We start from the raw sequence: 17,814 nt of genomic DNA, 5'->3' as shown, positions 1-17,814 counted from the left end.
CATTTACGCCGGGCGGACTGGTGGCGAAAACGCCCTGACAGGCGCGGCGTTGCTGGGCCACCATCGCCGGATGCGCCCTGCCCGAGCCGCTGACGAACGCCCTGACGACCACCTCGACGACCTCGACGATCACGCCGACAACGACCTCGGCGATCACCCCGACACCGACCTCGGCGGCCATCCCGACGCCGACCTCGGCGATCACCCCGACACCGACCTCGACGAACCCGCCGAGCACGCCCGCTTCGCCGCCTACACCGCTGAGCTGGAGCACTCCACGCCCGCCGAGGAACCTGCCCTGGTCCGCCGTATCCTCACCGACCCGGACCGGACGATGGCCGAGTCCGCCGTGACCCGCCACCTGGACCGCAGGGCCGCGGCGATCCACGCGACCCCCGACTACACCGAATGGGCCCGGTCCATGGCCGCGGCGACGGCCGGTCACGCCTTCCTGGCCGACCGCCTCCGTGAGTGGACCCTCCTCAGAGACGTGTGCCTGAACCACCCGTGGGACCCCGAGGCCCTGACCCGGTCGTCGTCCGACTGGCTCCAGCTCAGGCTCGCCGAAGCCCCCGCCACGCCGGTCCCCGCCCTCACTCTCCTCGCCGATCAGGGCCGTACCAAGCGGATCCGCCACCTGGCGCGGACGAGCCTCCGGCTCCGGCGTGGCGGCAGCCGACCATGCCGACTATGAGGCGCCGCGCTCCAGGACGACCGTCCGCATGCCCCCGGCTCCGCGCTGCTCGTGCCGCACGCGCAGCCCGGCCGTGCGGAGCTGGTCCAGCACCCAGGCGTGGGAGAGGCGCAGTTTGCGGTAACTGCGGGCGTTGAGAGTCCAGTTGGACCTGTGGTCGGCAGTGGCGGCAGTGGCGGCAGTGGCAGCGGTGTAGTCGGTGTGGGCGTTGTCCCGGGTGTGGATCAGATCGTGGACGACGACCGTGTAGTCGTCGTAGTCGTCCGGGTACTCCAGGAAGCACGTCATGATCCGGTCCTCGGTCGCCCGGACCGGGAGGAAGCGGTCGGTGCCCGTGAGCGGGACCGTCAGGTCGCGGTAGGCGAACACGGCCGTCCCCTCGGGCGCGAGCGCGGCGGCGACGTCGGCGAAGAGGGCGGCCACATCCCCTCGGGTCGGCAGATGCGTCAACGTGTCACCCAGGCATACGACAGCCTGCGCCGACCCCGGCCGCACGAGCTCCCGAAGAGCGGTCCGCACATCCGCCCGCACCGCGCTCACGGCGGGCACATCGGCGGCGTGCGCGGCGAGTTCGGCCAGCAAGGCCCGGCTCAGATCGACCGCGAGAACGGAGTCGAAGCCCAGCCCGGCCAGCGCGAGACTCGCATGCCCAGGGCCGCACCCCAGATCCACGGCGAGTGCCCCGGCCGCCGCCGAACCGATCGCGGACCCGGGCGTCACACCCCACGCCGAGAGCGCGGCCCGCTGCACCGCGGCGAGCGCGTCGAGATCGCCCCCGAGCATCCAGGTGTAGTGCTCGGCGAGGAACCGGTCGTAGTGGTCGACGGCCTGATCGACGGGTTGAGGGGCGGCTTGGTCGACGGGGTGAGCGTCGGCCCGGTCGGCGGGTTGAGCGTCGGCCCGGTCGGCGGGTTGAGCGTCGGCCCGGTCGGCGGGTTGAGCGTCGGCCCGGTCGGCGGGGTGAGCGTCGGCCCGGTCGACGGGGTGAGCGTCGGCTCGGTCGACGGGGCGAGCGGCGGCGGTCGTCATGGAGGAGGTTCCCTTCGGTCCGGCGAGCGAGGGAAATCTATTGCGCGGTACGGGAGTTGAACGGCCCGGCCGAACCAAATTCGGAACGCTGGGAAGAATGACGGCCATGGACGACACTGATTCGGCGATCCTCACCCATCTCCAGCGCGATGCACGGCTCACCAACCGCGAACTCGCCCGCAGGGTCGGCATCGCGCCCTCCACCTGCCTGGAACGGGTCCGCGCCCTGCGCGCCCGCGGCGTGATCACCGGCTACCACGCGGCCGTACAGCCCCGCCTGTTGGGCCGCTCGCTCCAGGCCCTGGTCTTCGCCCGGCTGCGCCCGCTGAGCCGCGAGGTGATCCACGACTTCGAGAGCTACCTCACCCAACTCCCCGAGGTCGTCTCGGTCTTCGTGGTCTCCGGCGACGACGACTTCCTCGTCCATGTGGCCGTCCCGGACATCGAGCACCTGCACGCCTTCCTCATGGACCGCTTCAGCGCCCGCCGCGAGGTGGTGAGCTTCCGCAGCTCGGTGATCTACCGGCAGACGGGAACGCGCGTGATGACGCCCATCGACCGGCTGACCGACTGACGGACGGAGCGACTGGGCCGAGCGGCTGACCGACTGACTGACGGACCGACTGGCCGAGCGACCGTCTCACCTGCCGTCTGACCGACCGGCTGACCGACCGTCTGACCGAACGGCTGACCGACAGACCCTCAGACCTCGTCGAGCAGGGACATGAGGCCGTGGTCGAGTTCCGGCCCCAGCTCCTCACTCCCCGGCTCGACGACGCCGTACGACCGCAGCAGAAACCGCCGAAGAGTAGCCGTCCCGAAACGGATCGCGGCCATGCCGTGCGGCGCGTGGAACTCCACGACCGTGCGGTACCGGCCGTACGGCCGTATGCGTACGTCCCCGAGCCCGGCCGCCGCGTCGAGCCCCTCCTCCAGCAGCGAGCGGGCGAACGTCCATGTCACCCCCTCCTCGTCGGCCGAGACATGCGCCGGGAAGTCGATGTGCACGGCGAAGGGTTCGGCGGCGCGGTAGCGAAGCGTGGGGCGTATCGGAAGCTCCGGGAAGTCGGGGGTGACGAGGCGGGCGCGAACGGGCTGCTCAAATGTGGTGCGCATGGACGGTCTTCTCCGTCTTCTCCGTGGTCGGTGTCTACTGCCGGACTGGACTCGGTGTGCCTTCTCGACCGCGCGGCAGCCCTGCTGATTACGCCGAAACACCGCCCTCGCCTGTGATCTAACTCACCCGAACCATTTACTTGAGATTTTAGTCATCTACGCTGACAAACTCGTCCGCGCCCATCAGCCCAGCAGGCAACCGGAGCGTTCCAGCCATGTCCGACGGTTCCGCCAAGGTGCCCGCCCAGGCGACCCCTCCCGTGTCCACCACCGCCTCGTACGCCCGTATCTACGAGGAACAGCAGCCGCGCCTGGTCGCGTTCGCGCGCTCGCTCACCCGCAACAACTCCTGGGCCGCCGAGGACCTGGTCGCCGAGGCGCACTTCCGCGTCTGGCGGCGGCTGTCGGCGGGGCATGAGATCGAGAACGTACCGGCGTACCTGATGACGACGGTGCGGCACCTGGCGGCGACGGCCGGCGGCGATACGCGCGAGGCCCCGCACGACCCGCAGGCCGCCGAGCGGGCGGACGTCGCCACCCACGCCGAGGGCATGGCGGACCCGGCCGAACAGGTCTCCTCGGTCGACCTCTTGGTGCGGGTGCTGGGCCAACTGCCCGAACGCTGGGTGCAGGCCCTGTGGCTCGCGGAGGCCGAGGGGCAGCCGCTGGAGACGGTCGGTCAGCGCATCGGCGCCAAGCAGGGCGCGACCGCCGTACTGCTCCACCGTGCCCGCGAGGGCATGCGCCAGGCCTTCCTGCGCAACCAGACCGGCGCCCCCGACGACCCCGCGTGCGAGGTCCACTGGGTGCGCATGCCGGCCTACGTGCGCGGCAATGCGACGCCCCGCCAGTCGGAACGTCTGCTCGCCCACGTGGACGCCTGCGACGACTGCCGCGGCCGGCTCGCGGTACTCATGCGCGCCAACGACCGGCTGCCCGCGTTCGTCGGCCCGGCCCTGCTGGTCTTCGCCGTGGGCGGCGCGGGCAAGTTCCTGCTGCCGCTGGCCGCCGGATCCGCCGGCGCCACGGCCGCCCTGAGCGGCCAGCTCGGCGGCGTGCTGCACGGCGTCCGCCAAGCGGTGACCGGCGGCGGGGCCGGCGGTGCGAAGGTGCCCGCCGCCGTCGCGGCCGGTGCGACGGTCACGGGCATGGCCCTCGCGATGGTCCTCGCACTGGGCACGGGCGGCGGCTCCGCCCCGACGCCCACCTCGCCGCGGGTGCCGCTGGCGGAGGCGCCGGTGGCGCGGCCGTCGGAGGGGGCGGGGGTGGGGGAGCGGGTGCCGGGAGACCCAGGGGGGTTGGCCGGGACACCCGAGGTGAAGCAGGCCGAGCAGCGCTGGGCGGTTGGTGGGGCTGACGTTCTGCCTGCCGACGTCGATGGTTCGGATGCGGCGGGGACGGGGGCTGCGGCTGAGTCGGGGGATGGCGTTGAGCCGGGCGCTGAGCCTGGGCCGGTGGTTGAGGCTGAGCCTGGGCCGGTGGTCGAGCCTGGTCCGGTGGTAGAGCCCGCTCCGGTGGTAGAGCCCGGTCCGGGGGTAGAGCCCGCTCCGGGGGGTAGAGCCCGGTCCGGTGGTAGAGCCCGGTCCGGGGGTCGTGGTTGAGCTGCCGGGCGAGGAACCGCCGGCCGCCTATGAGCCCGCACCGAGCCCCGCCGAGCCGGTGACCGAGCCCCCGGCGGAGGACACGCCCCCGCAGCCCGAAACGACGCCGGGAAGCGAGGGCCCGGCCGTCCCCGCACCGGCCGAACCGGTGGAGGAGCAGCCGGAGACGCCGGTGCAGGAGGTGCCGCATCCCGGGGCTCCGGAGGCTCCGGAGGCCGAGGTCCCCGCAACGCCGTCACCCGCGCCCACGCCGGAGCCGTCGACGCCAACTCCCGCAGAGCCGGGGCCGGTTGACGAGGTCCTGGAGCCCCCACAGGCTCCGGGTGGCCCGGAGGCCCCCACTCCTCCGGAGACGACGGACCCCACTCCCGACCCCGCCCCCACCCCGCAGCCCACTCCCGAGGAACCCGGCGACGACTGCGCGTACTGACCGACAGCTCGGTGTGGCCCACGTCACCACGATCGCGCGAAAAGAAAGCGGCTGCTGTCCACGTGGTGCTGGCATGCTCATGCATGACTACTGGGGGTAACCACAGTCTGCGCACAGTGCCGGAACGGCCGTATCGGCATGCCTCCGTAGACCGGCATGCCTCGATACGCCCTTCCGCGGCGCGGCACGCCTGCTCCCCGCCCGTCACCTCCTGAAGCGCACCCCCATACATCGCTCCCGAGGAACACGCGTGCACAGACCCAAGCTCAAGAGGCATGCCCTGCTGTCGGCAGCCACCATCGCGGCCGTGCTCATCACCGGCTGCTCCGCCGGCTCACCGGCCACCACCGAAACGTCGACCACGACGGCGGCCGAGAGCCCCGAGGCCGCCGCGGTCCAGGAGCAACTCGCCGTCGTGTCGGCCCCGTCCGGTGCGGCCACCCTCACCGCCGTGGCCGACGCAGATGAGGGAGGCACGGCGAAGAAGTCCTCCCTCAAGGTCGCCTCGTACGACAGGAAGAGCGGACGGGCCGTCATCTCGGCGCCGTCCGGCGCGAAACCGCCTGCCCATCCGACCACCGAGCCCTCGGCCAGTCCCTCGTCCGACCCCCGAGTCAGTCCCTCATCCGGTCCTCAGGCCGGCCCCTCGGCCCAACCCCCGGTCGCCGTCGGCGACATCATCGCCCCCGCCCCCGCCCCCGGCGCCCCCGACGGTGGCTGCCGAGGTCACGCAGGTCGTAGGCGCCACGGAGGACGGTGACACGACGGTCGAGACGGAACCGGCGAAGCTCAACTCCGTGCTCGGCGCGAGCACGGCCGAAGGCACGGTCCCGGTGGACCCGTCGGCCATCGAGGTCGAGCCGCTCGTGAAGGGCGTGAAGGTCTCCGGGGCGAAGACCGGAGGCCTCCGTTTCGGCCCCGAAGGCGCGAAACTCCCGCTGGGCACCCTGCGGATCGACGTGGGCGCGGCGGTCGCCACGGCGGAGGGCGCCCCGGCGTCGGCGGCCGCGTCGGTGGAGGGCTTTGTCCAGCTCGCCCCTGAGGTCGCGTTCTCCTACGACGGTGCCGGCACCGAGACCGACAAGGGCACCGGCACCGGCACCGGCACGGGTGCCTCGCCGGGCGGCGCCTTCCTGGGCCTGTCCGGCGACTGGGCCTCCCAGTGGTCCCTGAAGGGCCGCGCGGCCGGCTCGACCGACGGACAGCCGATCCGCATCCCCTTCGCCGAGCTCCACGCCGACCCGGTGATCCAGGTCGGACCGATCCCCGTCGTCGTCAACCTGGACCTGACCTGCTACATCCAGGTGGACGCGGACGGCCGGGTCACCGTCGACGTCGAACAGGACCTCAAGGGCGACTTCCGCGTCGGCGGCACCTTCTCCTGGGCCAAGGGCTGGACCCCCGTCAGCGAGTCCGACATGACGGGCGAACCGCTCAAGGCCTCGGTGACGGCGGCCGGCGATGTCAAGGCCGCGCTGGGTGCCGAGGCCACCGTAGGCCTCTACGGCACCGTCGGCGTCACCGCGGACCTGGCCCCTACGTCCGCGCCCGCGCCGACGTGTCGGCCGAGGGTTCCGCCGACGGCACCGGCTCGGCAGCGGCGCCTACGCCCTGTACGGCGGCGTGGACCTCACCGGCTCTCTCCAGCTGCAACTGACCATATTCGGCACGCCCCTCTTCCAGACGAAGATCCCGCTGGGGGCCCTGCACCACGAGTGGCTTCTGACGGAGGGCAAGGGTGAGTGGAAGGCCAACGGCGAGGGGAAGGGCGCGGGAGCGGCGACAGTGAGCCCGCCGAGAAGGACGACCGGCTGACCTACTGACCGGCTGACCTCACGTGGGTCGCGTCCATCAACGCCCCTCGGCGCGGCCCGCGTTCGCCTCGCGGCCGGGCGACCAGCCGTACGGCCCGCGACCACCGTACGGCCCGCGACCACCGTACGGCCCGCGACCACCGTACGACCCGCGACCACCGTACGACCCGCGACCACCGTACGACCCGCGACCACCGTACGACCCGCGACCACCGTGCGACCCGCGACCAGCCGTACGGCCGGCGACCGACCGCAAGGCTTCAGTCGCCCGAGTCCGACAGCCCTACGACATCAGTCGTCCGAGTCCGAGCTGGAGCTTGACCCCCGCCCGGAACGCCCCGACCATCGCACCACTGCGCCCGCTGCCAGGGTCACCGTGGCCACCACACACACCCAGCGCGGGGCGCCGCGCGACGCCCAAACGACACAGACGCACCCTCCGACGGCGAGCAGGAGAACGCCGACCAGAACGAGCACGGTCATGCTCATCCCCCTTCTTTCGCTGCGGTCCGCGTCATCCTCTCAGCCCGTGCGACAGGCCTCGAACCGCTGTGCGCACGCGGCGCCCAACCTGCACGACTCCCTCGAATCCCGCGCCCCGACGCCGTACCGGACACCGCGAGAACGGAGAGCAGGACGAGCGCGCAGGCCGGCCCGAGCACGGTCCAGGGCGCCAGTTCGACGTACGGCTGGTTCTCCGACAGCAGCCGCCCCCACTCCGGAGTGGGCGGCTGCTCGCCCAGCCCGAGGAAACCGAGGGAGGCCAGCACCAGAACCGCGGTGGGCAGCCGCAGCAGGGCGTTGCGCAGGACGGCGGGCAGAACCGCTGGCAGGTAGTGGTGGCGCATCAGGTACAGCGGGCCGGCGCCGAACGAGACCGACGCCAGCATGTGACCACTCGCCCGTTCCTCTTCGAGCAGCGCCGCGGCCTGGGCGGCGTACGGCGTCCAGCCGACCAGGCACACCGCGAGCGCGGCACCCCACACCGACGGCCCGGTCACCGCCGTGGTCAGAAGTCCGGCGAGAACGGCCGGCAGCGTCGAGGCCACCTCCGTCAGGCCCGCGCTCACCCGTGCCGCACTGCCGAGCAGCAGCCCGACGAGCACGCTGACCGCCGTCACCGCGAGGGCCACACTCGCCGTACGCAGCGCCCCGTGGCCCAGCCGGGCCAGCAGGTCACGGCCGAGCGCGTCCGTGCCCAACGGGTGTGCGCCGGAAGGCGGCAGGAGCCGGGCGGCCGTGTCCACCTGCAGGGGATCGCGCAACAGCCCCGCCGCGACCAGGGCCAGCAGTACGACGGCACAGAACCCGGCGATCCAGCGAGTGGAGCGCCCTCGCGCGAGGGCCGCCGGGGGCGGGGTGGTCAGGGCGCCATCCCGCAGGGCGGGGCCGAGGAGCGTGCGCCGCAGAGCCTGGATGAGCATCCCGGCGATGACACCGAGCAGGACGAGGGCCAGCGTGGCGGTCTGCAATGGCGGGAGATCCTGGGCGATGGCCGCGTCCAGGGCCAGTCGGCCGAGCCCCGGAATGTTGAAGATCTTCTCCACCGCGACCGCGCCGCCGACCAGCGCCACGACGGTCGGCAGGAGCTGCGGGAGCACACCGGCCAGCGTGCGGCGTACGGCGTTGCGGGCGACGGCGCCGGACGAGAACCCGAAGGCGTACCAGGTCCGGGCCCAAGGCTCCCGGAAGGCGCCGGGCAGCGACTGGTCGAGCAGTCCGCCGATCATCGCTCCCGACGGCACGCCCAGGGCGAGCGCGGGCAGCACCATCGACGACGGTCCCTCCCACCCACTCGACGGGAACCACTCCAGCCACACCCCGCACACCGTGGCGAGCAGCGAGGCGAGCAGGAACTTGGGCAGCGCGGCGAGGACGGCGGCCCCGGTGCCCGCCCGCGCCCGGCGCAGCCGCCGCCGGGAGCCGAGGAACAGGGTGCGGGCGCAGACCAGCCCCGCCACCGCGAGCGTGACCACGAGCGCGCCGAGCATCAGCGTCACGGACACCGCGAAGGCGGTCGTGACCTGCGGCAGAACCGCTTCGCCCGACACCCAGGAACTCCCCGCGTCACCGCGCGGCAGCCCGCCCAACCAGTGTGCGAGATGCGTGAACGGCCCTTTGTCCAGGCCCAGTTGGTCCCGTACGGCGGCCAGTTGCGCCGGAGTCGGATCCTGGTCGGCGGAGCGGGCCCGCAGAACCGTCAGCGCAGGGTCGGTCCCCGACAGCCAGGGCAGCAGGGCGACGGCCGTGAGCAGCGCGGACCCGGCGACGACACGGCCGGCCACGGTGGGCCACCGCACCGAACGGACGCCGGCCCCGCCCGCCAAGACACTCATCCGCGGCTACTGCTTCACAGTCGTGTCGACGTCGACCAGGGAGCGTTCGCGGGGGTCGAGGAGCACACCCTCGACATCGGTGCTGATGCCCTGCACGACCTTCTCGTGGACCAACGGCACCACGGCGTCCGTGCGCAGGATCTCCGCCTCGGCCTCCATGATCTTCCGCTGCCGCTTGTCCGTATCGCCTTCCCCGGCGGCGGACTTGATGGCCCGGTCGACCTTGGAGTCCTTCAGGCCCGCGATGTTGTAGACGCCGTCGCTCATGTAGTCACTGGCGAGGTAGGCGACCGCGTCGCCGGTGTCGAGGAGGGTCACCCGGGAGAAGACGAGCGCGTCGTACTTGCCCGCGAGGAGGTCGGCCTCCATCTGCGTGTACTCGCGGACGTCCTGCTTCACCGTGAATCCGGCCTTCTCCAGCTGCTGTTGCAGGACGGTCGCGGCTTCGGGCAGCTCGGCGCGGTTGGTGTAGGTGGCGAGCCGCAGCGTCTTCCCCTTGGCCTTCGCCTTGACGTCGGCGGTGGTAGCGGCCGAGGCGCGCCCGCTCACCTCCACCCGCTTGTCGGCCGCCCAGGAGACCGCGGGTCCGAACAGACCCTCCGCGGGGTCGGCGTACCCGCCGAAGACCGAGTCGACGAGCGCGGAACCGTCCACGGCCTCACGGGCGGCCGAACGGAGCGAGGCGTCCGTGAAGATGCCGCTCCCGGTGTTGAGAACGAGACTGTCGGTCCGCACGGAAGGCACTTCATGCCGGGTGTCCTCGTTCAGCAACCCCGCCTGGGCGGTGGGGATCCACTCGGCGATGTCGACATCGCCGCCGCGCAGGGCGTTGGCGCGGGCGGTGCCGTCCGCGATCCAGGTCACATCGATGCCGGGCGCCTTGGCCTTGCCGCCCCAGTACCCGTCGAAGCGGTCGAGCGTGGCCTTGGTCTTCCCGGAGAGCTTCGTGATCTCGAAGGCACCGGTACCGGTGCCGACCGGGCTGACGGTCCCGTCCTTCGCGTACGCCTTCGGAGCGAGGATGCCCAGCGCGGGGCTGGCGAGCCGCAGCGGGAGCACCGGGTCGGCGGCCGTCGTGCTGATGGTGACGGTGTCGGCGTCCACGGCCTTGGCGGTCAGCGTCACGTCGCTGAGGACACGGGGCTTGGTCTCGGCGTCGCCCGCCTGGTCGAGCGCGTTGACGACGGACTCGGCGGTGACGTCCGTGCCGTCCTGGAAGGTGGCCTTGCGCAGTTCGAAGGTCCAGGTGGTGGCGTTCTTCCGCGTCCAGGACTTCGCGAGGGCCGGCGCGGCGGCCCCGTCCTCGTCCAGCGCGGTGAGGCCTTCGGCCACGGACAGCTTGCTCAGCACGGTGGCGTCGTTGCTGTACGGCGACAGGGCCTGCACCGGCGGCACCGCGAGGGCAACCCGCAGGCGACCGCCCGATCCTGCCACGCCTTCCGCGTCCGAACTGCCCTCACTCGACGAGACGAAGCAGCCGGTCAGCAGCGGGGCGAGCGCGAGGGCCGCGAGGAGTCTTCGCGGGGTGGCGCCGGTGGTGTGGGTAGTGCGGATAGTGCTGCGGGTAGTGCTGCGGGTAGTGCGGGTGGTGCGCATGGTGGTCCTGTCGTGCGTCGGCGGGGGGCCGCGTCAGCTTATAAGGCAAGCCTTACCAATTCTCCACCCGGTTGATGAAATCTCAACCACTGAGACCCGGACAAGTCTCCCGGTCACCCCACACCACGTCACATCGCCATGATGTCGCGCCGTCAGGACCGCACAGGCATACGCCAGTACTGCCGCTTCTTCTTGTCCCGTACGACAACGCCGAGCCTCAGCAACTCCTGTCGCAGCTCCCGGGCGTCCTCGGTGTCCCCCTCCTTCTTCCGCGCGGCCGCACGAGCCGTCAGCAACGCGTCGGCGCCCTCGGGCAGACCGGGCGTCCCAGGAACCCAGCGCCGGAATTCCTCCCGATGCGGATCCTCGTCCGCCCAGCGGTGACCATGCTCGGCGAACGCATCGGCCAGCCGTTCCCAGGGGAGGCCGCAGTCCTCCCGGGCGATCTCCATGCCGTCCGGCCCCAGCAGTACGAGCTGCCTGCCGTCCCGTACCGCCAGGGCGATTTCGTCCCGCCCGAACTCCTGCGAGGAGCCCCGAACGCCGAGGGCCACACAGTCGGCCGAAACCCTCACCGACAGCGACTCGTGCACGGCGACGAACCCGACCGCCAGCCCCAGAACGGCACCCACCGCGATGCCCCCGATGGTCAGCCAGGGCTCCGGCACGGACGTCACGAGCTTGGCCGGTCCCTGCAAGGGTGCCCAGGACAGCGCCACAAGCCAGTCGGCGAGGAGGGTGACGAGCCAGCCGATGCCGGCCCCGCAGACCGTGCAAAAGAGCGTCAGAACCCAGGCGGACTCGGCGAGCGAGGTGCTGCCTTTGCCGCCGACCGCATCGCCCTTCTCCCAGCGGAGATCCCCAGCACTGCTCGCGTCCCCTGCATTCCTTGCTCCCCCTGTATCCCGCATGTCCCCCGCCCTCATGTCGCTGCCGCTCTCCGCTCTCGCTCAGGTCGCCGGTCGCTGGTATGGCGTAGCACCGAGCCTGACAAGCGTCCGTACGCCCTGTCATCGGCCGATGGTCCAGGACGCTGCGACTTTGGTCGTCGCTGTCGACACCTTCGAGGACTGGCATCTCCACTTGGGCGCACAAACAGGACCCGGCGCCAGGCTCATGGCCCAGGCGCCGGGTCCCCATTCGGTCAACTACGTGACGGATCCATGTTGCTCAGTGGTGGCAACCGCCGCCGACGTGTTGGTACTGCGCGCCCGGGTGGCCCTCACCATTGGCCAAGTTGCCCGCAAGGCCGTTGAGCAGCCCGACCTGGCCGAGAATGCTGACGTCCAGGTCGTGAGAGTGGCAGTGCCCGTGACCGTGGTCGTCGTACGCGGGCTGGGCGCTCGCGGTGCCGGTGGCTATGAGGCTCAGGGTCCCGACCATCGTGGCCGCAACAGCGGCCTTCTGAAGCTTGCGCATTTCTCCTCCTCGGGGCGAGTAGAGCGCACACCTAAAGATCCTTATTGCGCTCATTTCGGAGGCTAATCCGATATCTCCCTCAGCGCTCATCGGGACTGCCATACGGGCCACGCCCATGAGGCTCAATCAGCTGCTGCCGCCTCCCCCGAAAGGCGGCACAAGTCAGGGAGCACACCCCATCGGGTGAGGACGCATCAGCTCTGCCTGACTGCCGCTCACACGTCGACGAGACCGCGCCGCGAGGCCGACGACCCCGTCACGCCCCGCTCCAGAAGGCCAGGGCCTTGCTGATCAATTCCTTGGCGGGTCCTCGTGACGCGCTGCACTGCGTGAGGCGTGGAACGCCTTCTCATGGAGGGCGAGTTCGTGGTGTCAGCTCAGCGACTTTCGTCACCCGGGCAGTCCATCCGGCCATTCCCGACCCGATCAACTACGGCGGCTGTCGAAAGGCTCCGCCCACTCGGCAAGCAGGCGCCTCGCCACGTCCGCGACGCACGCGTGCTCTGCAAGGGAGCCGAAGATCCGGTCGTACTGGGCAATGTCCATCGCCTCGCGCAGCACCACCCGCCCGGTGAACACCTCCAATGTGGCGAGGCTGGCGTCGTACAACGTGAACGTGTTGAACGGAACCTCGGAGACCCGGCCCGTCAGTGGAAGCACCTTGATATCGATGTTCGAGCGATGAGAGAGGGACACGAGGTGCTCGACCTGCCGGGCCATGACGGCTGCCTCGCACAGCTGCCACCGGATCGCAGACTCGGTGAGCAGAAACTCGAACCGTTTGTCGAGGTCGCCGAGGACGGCCTGACGTTCCAGCTTCCGCGCGATCACTTGCTCAACATCCCTGCCGACGATGGGCGATGTCCGTGTCATCACCTGCCGCATGTACTCGGGCGTCTGGATCAGTCCGGTGGGAATCGCGGGAAGGAAATACCGCAGGCGTGCGGCATCCCTTTCCAGCAGGGCGAGCTCACTTTGCACGTCATTTGCATCGGGCGCCGGTTCCAACCTCATTCGAACTCCCTTGTTCAGTCGCCCGCCCATGTGATGCGGCCGGTCATCAAAACCTCGTGGTTCGCGTACAACGTGTCGAGTTCGAGGTGCCGACGCACGTGCGCTGTCCATGTGACGTCTTCCAGATCGCCGTTTGCCGAGGATCTCACCATTCGAGCGCGGCCCGCCTGAGTGAGAATCCAACGGGCCTGATCCTGCCCGTTGTTACGTCCACCGAGATCGCGGGCCAGTTGCCACAGCTCCTCGCCGTCGCTGTGTTCGTCCACGATGGTGACAAGCCCGATGTCGCCCAGGCCGCGCTCGTCGCTGGACTGCGTCGTATAGGCGACAGGAAGACCTTCGAGGGGGAAGAGGGTCACGCGGCCGGTGGCGGTCAGTTCGGTCAGCGGCACAGCCTGGTGTCCATTTCTGGCCAGAGACGGGCGGGCCGGCCCGGGGGAGCCGGCCCGCCCTGGTGGGGGCGGAGGTGAAGGTGATCAGCAGCAAGGGCCATCGCCGCAGCAAGCGGGCGGGTTGCATTCGGCAGCGGTGCCCCACAGCCGCTCGTCGACGCCGAAACCGGCCGCACGGATCCGCTGCACGACGTCGGTCATCAGGCCTCGCGTGCGGGTCTTGCTGTTGGGCTGGTGGTGGAGGAAGTAACCGAACCGCTCCTGGCACCAATTGGCGTACCAGTCGGTGTGCAGGATCAGCGTGTGCCAACCGGGGTCGACCTGCTGGGACGGTGCCATGGCGGCTCCCGAGCGGGTCGTGCCCATGACGTAGACGAGCGCGAGGGCTTGGTCGAGGACCCGGTCGGCGACGCAGCGCTCAAGACCGTACTCGTCGGCGCAGAACGCGGCGAGGGTGTCGAACTCGGTGTCGGTGACGAGCGAGCGGCCAGTGCGCGTTGCCGTGACGACGGACGTTGTCATCGCGTGGCTCCCTTCGCCCTGGCTTCGTTCCTGGACGCGGTCCTGCCCGCGCAGGGCTCGGGGCGTGACGGGGTTGTGGAGAGCAAGGCTTCACCTCACAGATGGAGGACTTTCGGGTAGACCTCTCCCTGAGTGCCGAATGCCTGTCGTGCTCGGGGAGAGGGGTCTGACGCCCCGCGGTGTGACGCGGCGAATCTGTCTACGCAGTGCCGCAGGCCGACCCGTTCCGCTTCACGCGCGGTCTGGATACGGGGGCAACGGCAATGGAATTCATGACGTTGCGAGCTGCGAGCGTGGTCGCTGCAAGCTCAGCGGAACAAAGCGCCAAACGGAACGTGCGGCCAATTAGAGCTGCATCGCGTTCATCTCGTTCACGCGTGCCCGGAGGCGATCGTTGGCGTTTGCGGGCTGTAGTTCCCCCGGCGTGGCCTCCCACGCGGGGCCCCCGCCCGAGGGCCGCAGCACGACCACTCCCGCCCGGCAGTCCTTGACCTCGCCAACACGGTCCCGTGTCGTGTCGTAGACGAGTTCACCCACATCGAGGGCTGGGCACACGTAGCCACCTCCGGTTCGCGATCCTGATACGGGCGTGGTGAATTCGGATGTGCGCTGCTCATGCGCCGGGAATCACCAGGCCCATCGTGTGAATCACGCTAGGAACCGCTCCTATGCGGCCTCAACGAACGTGCCAGAACTTGCCGGGAATCACCCGAGTGAGTCGATCGCCGAGGTGATCAGCTCCCGGGCCTTGGATCCATAGACAGCCAACTCGGAGAGCTCCGCGAAGGTCTGCGCGTAGAGATTGATCTCGTGGCTCTGCGTGACAGTGAGATGCGCGGAGACCAACTCGACGTTCGTCACCTCGGCGTCGTACAGGAAGAAACCCTCCACGGGCCAGATGTGGGACCGGTCGGTGCTCAGCGGGATGATCCCGAGGGAAACCGATGGGAGCGAGGCAGCGGTGAGCAGGTGGCCCAGTTGTCCCGCCATGACCTCGGGACCACCGATGCGGTACCGCAGGGCGGCTTCCTCCAGCACGATGGCGAAGCTGTGGTTGCCTTCGTGGACCACGTGTTGCTTGGCAATGCGGACGCGGACGGCTTCTTCCACGTCGTCGGCCAACTGTCGACGATCGCGGATCGACCGCAGCAGGGCCTCAATGTAAGGCGCCGTCTGAACGGGGCCAGGGATGAGCCAGGACGAGTAGATGCGGAAGCGGCGGGTGCGTTCCCACAGTGGCACGACCGCCTCTTGAGCGTGACGCAGTCCGGACCGCTCCATACGTCGCCACTCGACGTACATGCCGTCGATGCCACGGGCAGTTGTCACGAGATCGTCGGCAAGGTGTGGCACACCGCAGAGCTGTGCCCACGCCCGCAGATCCGCTTCAGAAGGGCTGCGAGCCCCGCTCTCGTACCGAGAGCACTTGGATTCATGCCACCCCGCTAGCGTGGCCAACGCCCGCGCGCTCAACCCGGCATCGAGCCGGATCTCGCGCAGACGTTGGCCGAGAGCCTTGCGGGCTGCCTGAACGCTGGAGGAGGGGGACGACATGGTGTGACGCTGACCCTATTCCTGCCGATCAAGCGAGCTGGTAGTCGCTGTGCGGGATTCCCACCTCCCAGACCGCCTCAAAAGCGCTCCCGCACAGCTTGATCTCCTGAGGATCTGTGCTGGTGGATGGCTCCAGCCACTCGCCCTCGCCGTCGAAGTGGTTCACCAGCAACAAGGCCGAGTCGAAGAGCCAGAAGTCGTTGCCCGGCAGGGCGATGGCGGTGGCCTGCCGCCGTGGCAGCCAGCGCACCTCTTCCCCCGCGGCTATGTTCAGTCCCTTCGTCACTTCATGCTCGAACCGGATGTACCTGCTCACAGGCTCGGACACGATGCGGGCACGGCGGACCTTCACGCCTCGCCCTGTCGCCTCGGAGACCAGGTCCAGCCAGTCGCCCCACCTCTGCGCGGGGTCGATGGTGAGGCCGGCCGCCCAGTCGACGTAGGCCGGGTCCGACTTCATATAGGAGTCGCGCATCTCGAGGTGCACCGCTGACTCACGGCAGTCGCGGAACAACTCCTCAAACGTCGGAACGGTCGTCACGCTGTACCTCCAAGAAGAACTGGACCATGCGGCGCGGAATCTCCACTACGGATTCATGGCCGGGGATGTCCATCTGACCCAGTCGCTCGTCCTCCAGAACCTTCCAGCCCTGCACGAGATACGTGTCCTTCTCCTCGTCCAGGTACACCGTCGGGGAGCCACCGCTCGGGCTCTCCGGGTCTTTGCCGAGCTTGCGCAGGGCCATGAGGCCACCTCCGTCGTGGGTGATGATCCGTATGCCTGAGCTTGCCGTCGGGCGGTCTTGGGGGACAGGAGCTTGCCAGAACTTGCCAGGATGAGACTGCGCTGAGACTGTCAGGATCGGCGCGGACGGGGCCTGTTGGCGGCCTTGCCGCGCCACTGTCGACCGTGGCCAACTCGTCTGTGCGACGGGTCTTTGCCTTCAGATTGGTCTTTGTGCCCAACACACAGAGGGTTTCTACGGCTGCCTGGTATTAGGTGCTCACCTGGCACAATCTCGGGTCCTGACGAGGGGCTCGTCAGGCGGAGCCGCATATGACTGCCAAGAAGCTGGACCATGCCCCCGCCGACAGCATGATGTGTGCGCGCTTCGGCAGCTTGGAGTCCCGCACCAGCACGCCGGACCGGGTGACGGCCGTTTCAACACACTCCGTCGTGTTGCCACCGCTGTACGACGACTTGAACCAGACGAGCTCGGAGACGGGCTGAGTTGTATCGGGCATTCACAGCTCCTTGCGGGCGCAATGGATCATGGCGGAGGACGCCTCCATGTCCAACGCTTGTGCCCGCAGGTACTCGAACGCAAGTCTGTATCGCTCCAGTTCTTCGTCCTTCTCCAGGAAGAGGGAGCCGGCATGGAAGTCGACGTACACCACGTCAAGGGCTGGCTCCGGCCCGCCGATGATGACGAAACTCCCAAGCGCCGCGGCGTGGGCTCCTTTGGAGAACGGCAGGATCTGAAGCGTGATGTGGGGTGACTCGTTAGCCTCAAGCAGACGGTCGAGCTGTTCCTTCATCGTCTCGGGCGACCCGACGACACGGCGAATCACAGACTCGTCAAGGATCGCCCACAAGTGCAGCGGTTTTGGGCGGTTGAGGATCTCCTGCCGCTTCATGCGGATGTCGACGAGCCGCTCGATCTCCGCAGGCCCGAGCGGCACTTCGTTGGCCTTCTGAAGTGCCGTGCTGTAGGCGCGTGTCTGCAAGAGGCCGGGAACGTAGACGCAGGAGAAGTGACCTTCGCGAACGGCCTCGTCCTCAAGCGTGAGCAGCAAGTTCATGCTCTCCGGGATGGAGTCGGCGAAGGAGCTCCACCAGCCCTGTTGCTTCGCGTCCTTCGCCAGACCGACAACTGCCTTTCGTTCGGCCTCGGTCGCTCCGTACTCCCGGCACAGTGCGTCAATGACGATCCACTTGACCGGCCCGGCCTGGGTTTCATACCTACTTACAGTCGCCTTGGAGACGCCGACAAGCTGCCCAGCCTCTTCAAGGGTCAGTCCCTTGCGGGCCCTCAACTTGCGCATCATCGCGCCCAGTTGACGGCGGCGGGTCGTGGTCCGTTCAGGCATGTGGCTCCTTCGCCATGGGCCGGGCGGCTGGCCCGGAGATCTCCATCAGGCTAGGCACTGCGGAAGTCGCCTCACCATCAGATTCACCCGATGGGTTCTCGTGAGAAGTTACACAGCGAGACTTCTCTATGCCATGCTCGTCTACGGATCGCTACGCAGTGCAGCCGTATGGATACGGCGGGCGCAGCACGCGCGTGGCTCTGGGA

The 17,814-nt window shown here is 69.4% G+C and carries 18 protein-coding genes and 1 pseudogene; 5 read left to right on the top strand and 14 right to left on the bottom strand.

Annotated elements, in window-relative coordinates:
* Window positions 1-70: 70 nt before the first annotated feature.
* On the top strand, window positions 71-694 hold the full coding sequence (locus tag ABIE67_RS18320) for a hypothetical protein (protein WP_370258653.1): 624 nt from the start codon (window positions 71-73) through the stop codon (window positions 692-694).
* Here ABIE67_RS18320 and ABIE67_RS18315 read toward each other — a convergent pair.
* Entirely contained in the window at window positions 689-1,723 is a 1,035-nt protein-coding gene (locus tag ABIE67_RS18315; protein WP_370258651.1) for a methyltransferase domain-containing protein, read from the bottom strand. The genes ABIE67_RS18320 and ABIE67_RS18315 overlap by 6 nt on opposite strands.
* 106 nt (window positions 1,724-1,829) lie before the next feature.
* Between ABIE67_RS18315 and ABIE67_RS18310 the strand changes: the two genes are divergently transcribed.
* A complete protein-coding gene (locus tag ABIE67_RS18310; RefSeq protein WP_370258650.1) occupies window positions 1,830-2,297 on the top strand; it encodes an Lrp/AsnC family transcriptional regulator in 468 nt (155 codons plus the stop codon).
* 128 nt (window positions 2,298-2,425) lie between these two features.
* Here ABIE67_RS18310 and ABIE67_RS18305 read toward each other — a convergent pair whose 3' ends face one another.
* Window positions 2,426-2,839 carry an SsgA family sporulation/cell division regulator gene (locus ABIE67_RS18305; protein ID WP_370258648.1) on the bottom strand — a complete coding sequence of 138 codons (414 nt, stop codon included), beginning with the start codon at window positions 2,837-2,839 and terminating at the stop codon, window positions 2,426-2,428.
* A 215-nt stretch (window positions 2,840-3,054) separates the two neighbouring features.
* On the opposite strand from ABIE67_RS18305, the gene ABIE67_RS18300 reads away from it, so the two are divergent.
* The 3 genes and pseudogenes from ABIE67_RS18300 (at window position 3,055) to ABIE67_RS18290 (ending at window position 6,685) form a co-directional block, all read left to right on the top strand.
* Complete coding sequence (locus ABIE67_RS18300) at window positions 3,055-4,440, top strand: sigma-70 family RNA polymerase sigma factor (protein WP_370258646.1); 1,386 nt, start codon at window positions 3,055-3,057, stop codon at window positions 4,438-4,440.
* Window positions 4,433-4,870, top strand: coding sequence for a hypothetical protein (locus tag ABIE67_RS18295; protein WP_370258645.1), 438 nt, complete (start codon window positions 4,433-4,435; stop codon window positions 4,868-4,870). The genes ABIE67_RS18300 and ABIE67_RS18295 overlap by 8 nt, the downstream gene beginning before the upstream one ends.
* 250 nt (window positions 4,871-5,120) lie before the next feature.
* Window positions 5,121-6,685 (top strand): annotated as a pseudogene (locus ABIE67_RS18290) (hypothetical protein).
* Window positions 6,686-7,169: 484 nt separating this feature from the next.
* Here ABIE67_RS18290 and ABIE67_RS18285 read toward each other — a convergent pair.
* The 12 genes from ABIE67_RS18285 to ABIE67_RS18230 form a co-directional block, all read right to left on the bottom strand.
* Window positions 7,170-9,020 carry an ABC transporter permease subunit gene (locus ABIE67_RS18285; RefSeq protein WP_370258642.1) on the bottom strand — a complete coding sequence of 617 codons (1,851 nt, stop codon included), beginning with the start codon at window positions 9,018-9,020 and terminating at the stop codon, window positions 7,170-7,172.
* 6 nt (window positions 9,021-9,026) lie between these two features.
* On the bottom strand, window positions 9,027-10,616 hold the full coding sequence (locus ABIE67_RS18280) for an ABC transporter substrate-binding protein (RefSeq protein WP_370258640.1): 1,590 nt from the start codon (window positions 10,614-10,616) through the stop codon (window positions 9,027-9,029).
* Window positions 10,617-10,768: 152 nt separating this feature from the next.
* Window positions 10,769-11,527: a hypothetical protein gene (locus ABIE67_RS18275; RefSeq protein ID WP_370258637.1), complete on the bottom strand. Its 759-nt coding sequence runs from the start codon at window positions 11,525-11,527 to the stop codon at window positions 10,769-10,771.
* A 259-nt stretch (window positions 11,528-11,786) separates the two neighbouring features.
* On the bottom strand, window positions 11,787-12,035 hold the full coding sequence (locus ABIE67_RS18270) for a hypothetical protein (RefSeq protein ID WP_370258635.1): 249 nt from the start codon (window positions 12,033-12,035) through the stop codon (window positions 11,787-11,789).
* 426 nt (window positions 12,036-12,461) lie between these two features.
* Entirely contained in the window at window positions 12,462-13,049 is a 588-nt protein-coding gene (locus tag ABIE67_RS18265) for a DUF5753 domain-containing protein (protein ID WP_370258631.1), read from the bottom strand.
* 14 nt (window positions 13,050-13,063) lie between these two features.
* Window positions 13,064-13,441, bottom strand: a complete 378-nt coding sequence (locus ABIE67_RS18260; RefSeq protein ID WP_370258629.1) for a hypothetical protein — start codon at window positions 13,439-13,441, stop codon at window positions 13,064-13,066.
* A gap of 84 nt (window positions 13,442-13,525) precedes the next feature.
* On the bottom strand, window positions 13,526-13,963 hold the full coding sequence (locus tag ABIE67_RS18255) for a hypothetical protein (protein ID WP_370258627.1): 438 nt from the start codon (window positions 13,961-13,963) through the stop codon (window positions 13,526-13,528).
* 705 nt (window positions 13,964-14,668) lie between these two features.
* Window positions 14,669-15,517, bottom strand: coding sequence for a helix-turn-helix domain-containing protein (locus ABIE67_RS18250; RefSeq protein ID WP_370258625.1), 849 nt, complete (start codon window positions 15,515-15,517; stop codon window positions 14,669-14,671).
* A 28-nt stretch (window positions 15,518-15,545) separates the two neighbouring features.
* Complete coding sequence (locus ABIE67_RS18245; RefSeq protein ID WP_370258623.1) at window positions 15,546-16,058, bottom strand: DUF6879 family protein; 513 nt, start codon at window positions 16,056-16,058, stop codon at window positions 15,546-15,548.
* Complete coding sequence (locus ABIE67_RS18240) at window positions 16,036-16,263, bottom strand: hypothetical protein (RefSeq protein ID WP_370258620.1); 228 nt, start codon at window positions 16,261-16,263, stop codon at window positions 16,036-16,038. Before ABIE67_RS18240 ends, ABIE67_RS18245 begins: the two co-directional genes overlap by 23 nt.
* A gap of 295 nt (window positions 16,264-16,558) precedes the next feature.
* Window positions 16,559-16,762, bottom strand: coding sequence for a DUF397 domain-containing protein (locus ABIE67_RS18235; protein ID WP_370258618.1), 204 nt, complete (start codon window positions 16,760-16,762; stop codon window positions 16,559-16,561).
* Window positions 16,763-17,608 (bottom strand): helix-turn-helix domain-containing protein, encoded by an 846-nt coding sequence (locus tag ABIE67_RS18230; RefSeq protein ID WP_370258614.1) that lies wholly within the window; start codon window positions 17,606-17,608, stop codon window positions 16,763-16,765. It abuts the gene before it with no gap.
* Window positions 17,609-17,814: the final 206 nt, after the last annotated feature.

Origin of the sequence: Streptomyces sp. V4I8, assembly GCF_041261225.1 — a bacterium.
Classification (GTDB): domain Bacteria; phylum Actinomycetota; class Actinomycetes; order Streptomycetales; family Streptomycetaceae; genus Streptomyces.
This window is presented reverse-complemented; position numbering and strand designations above follow the sequence as displayed.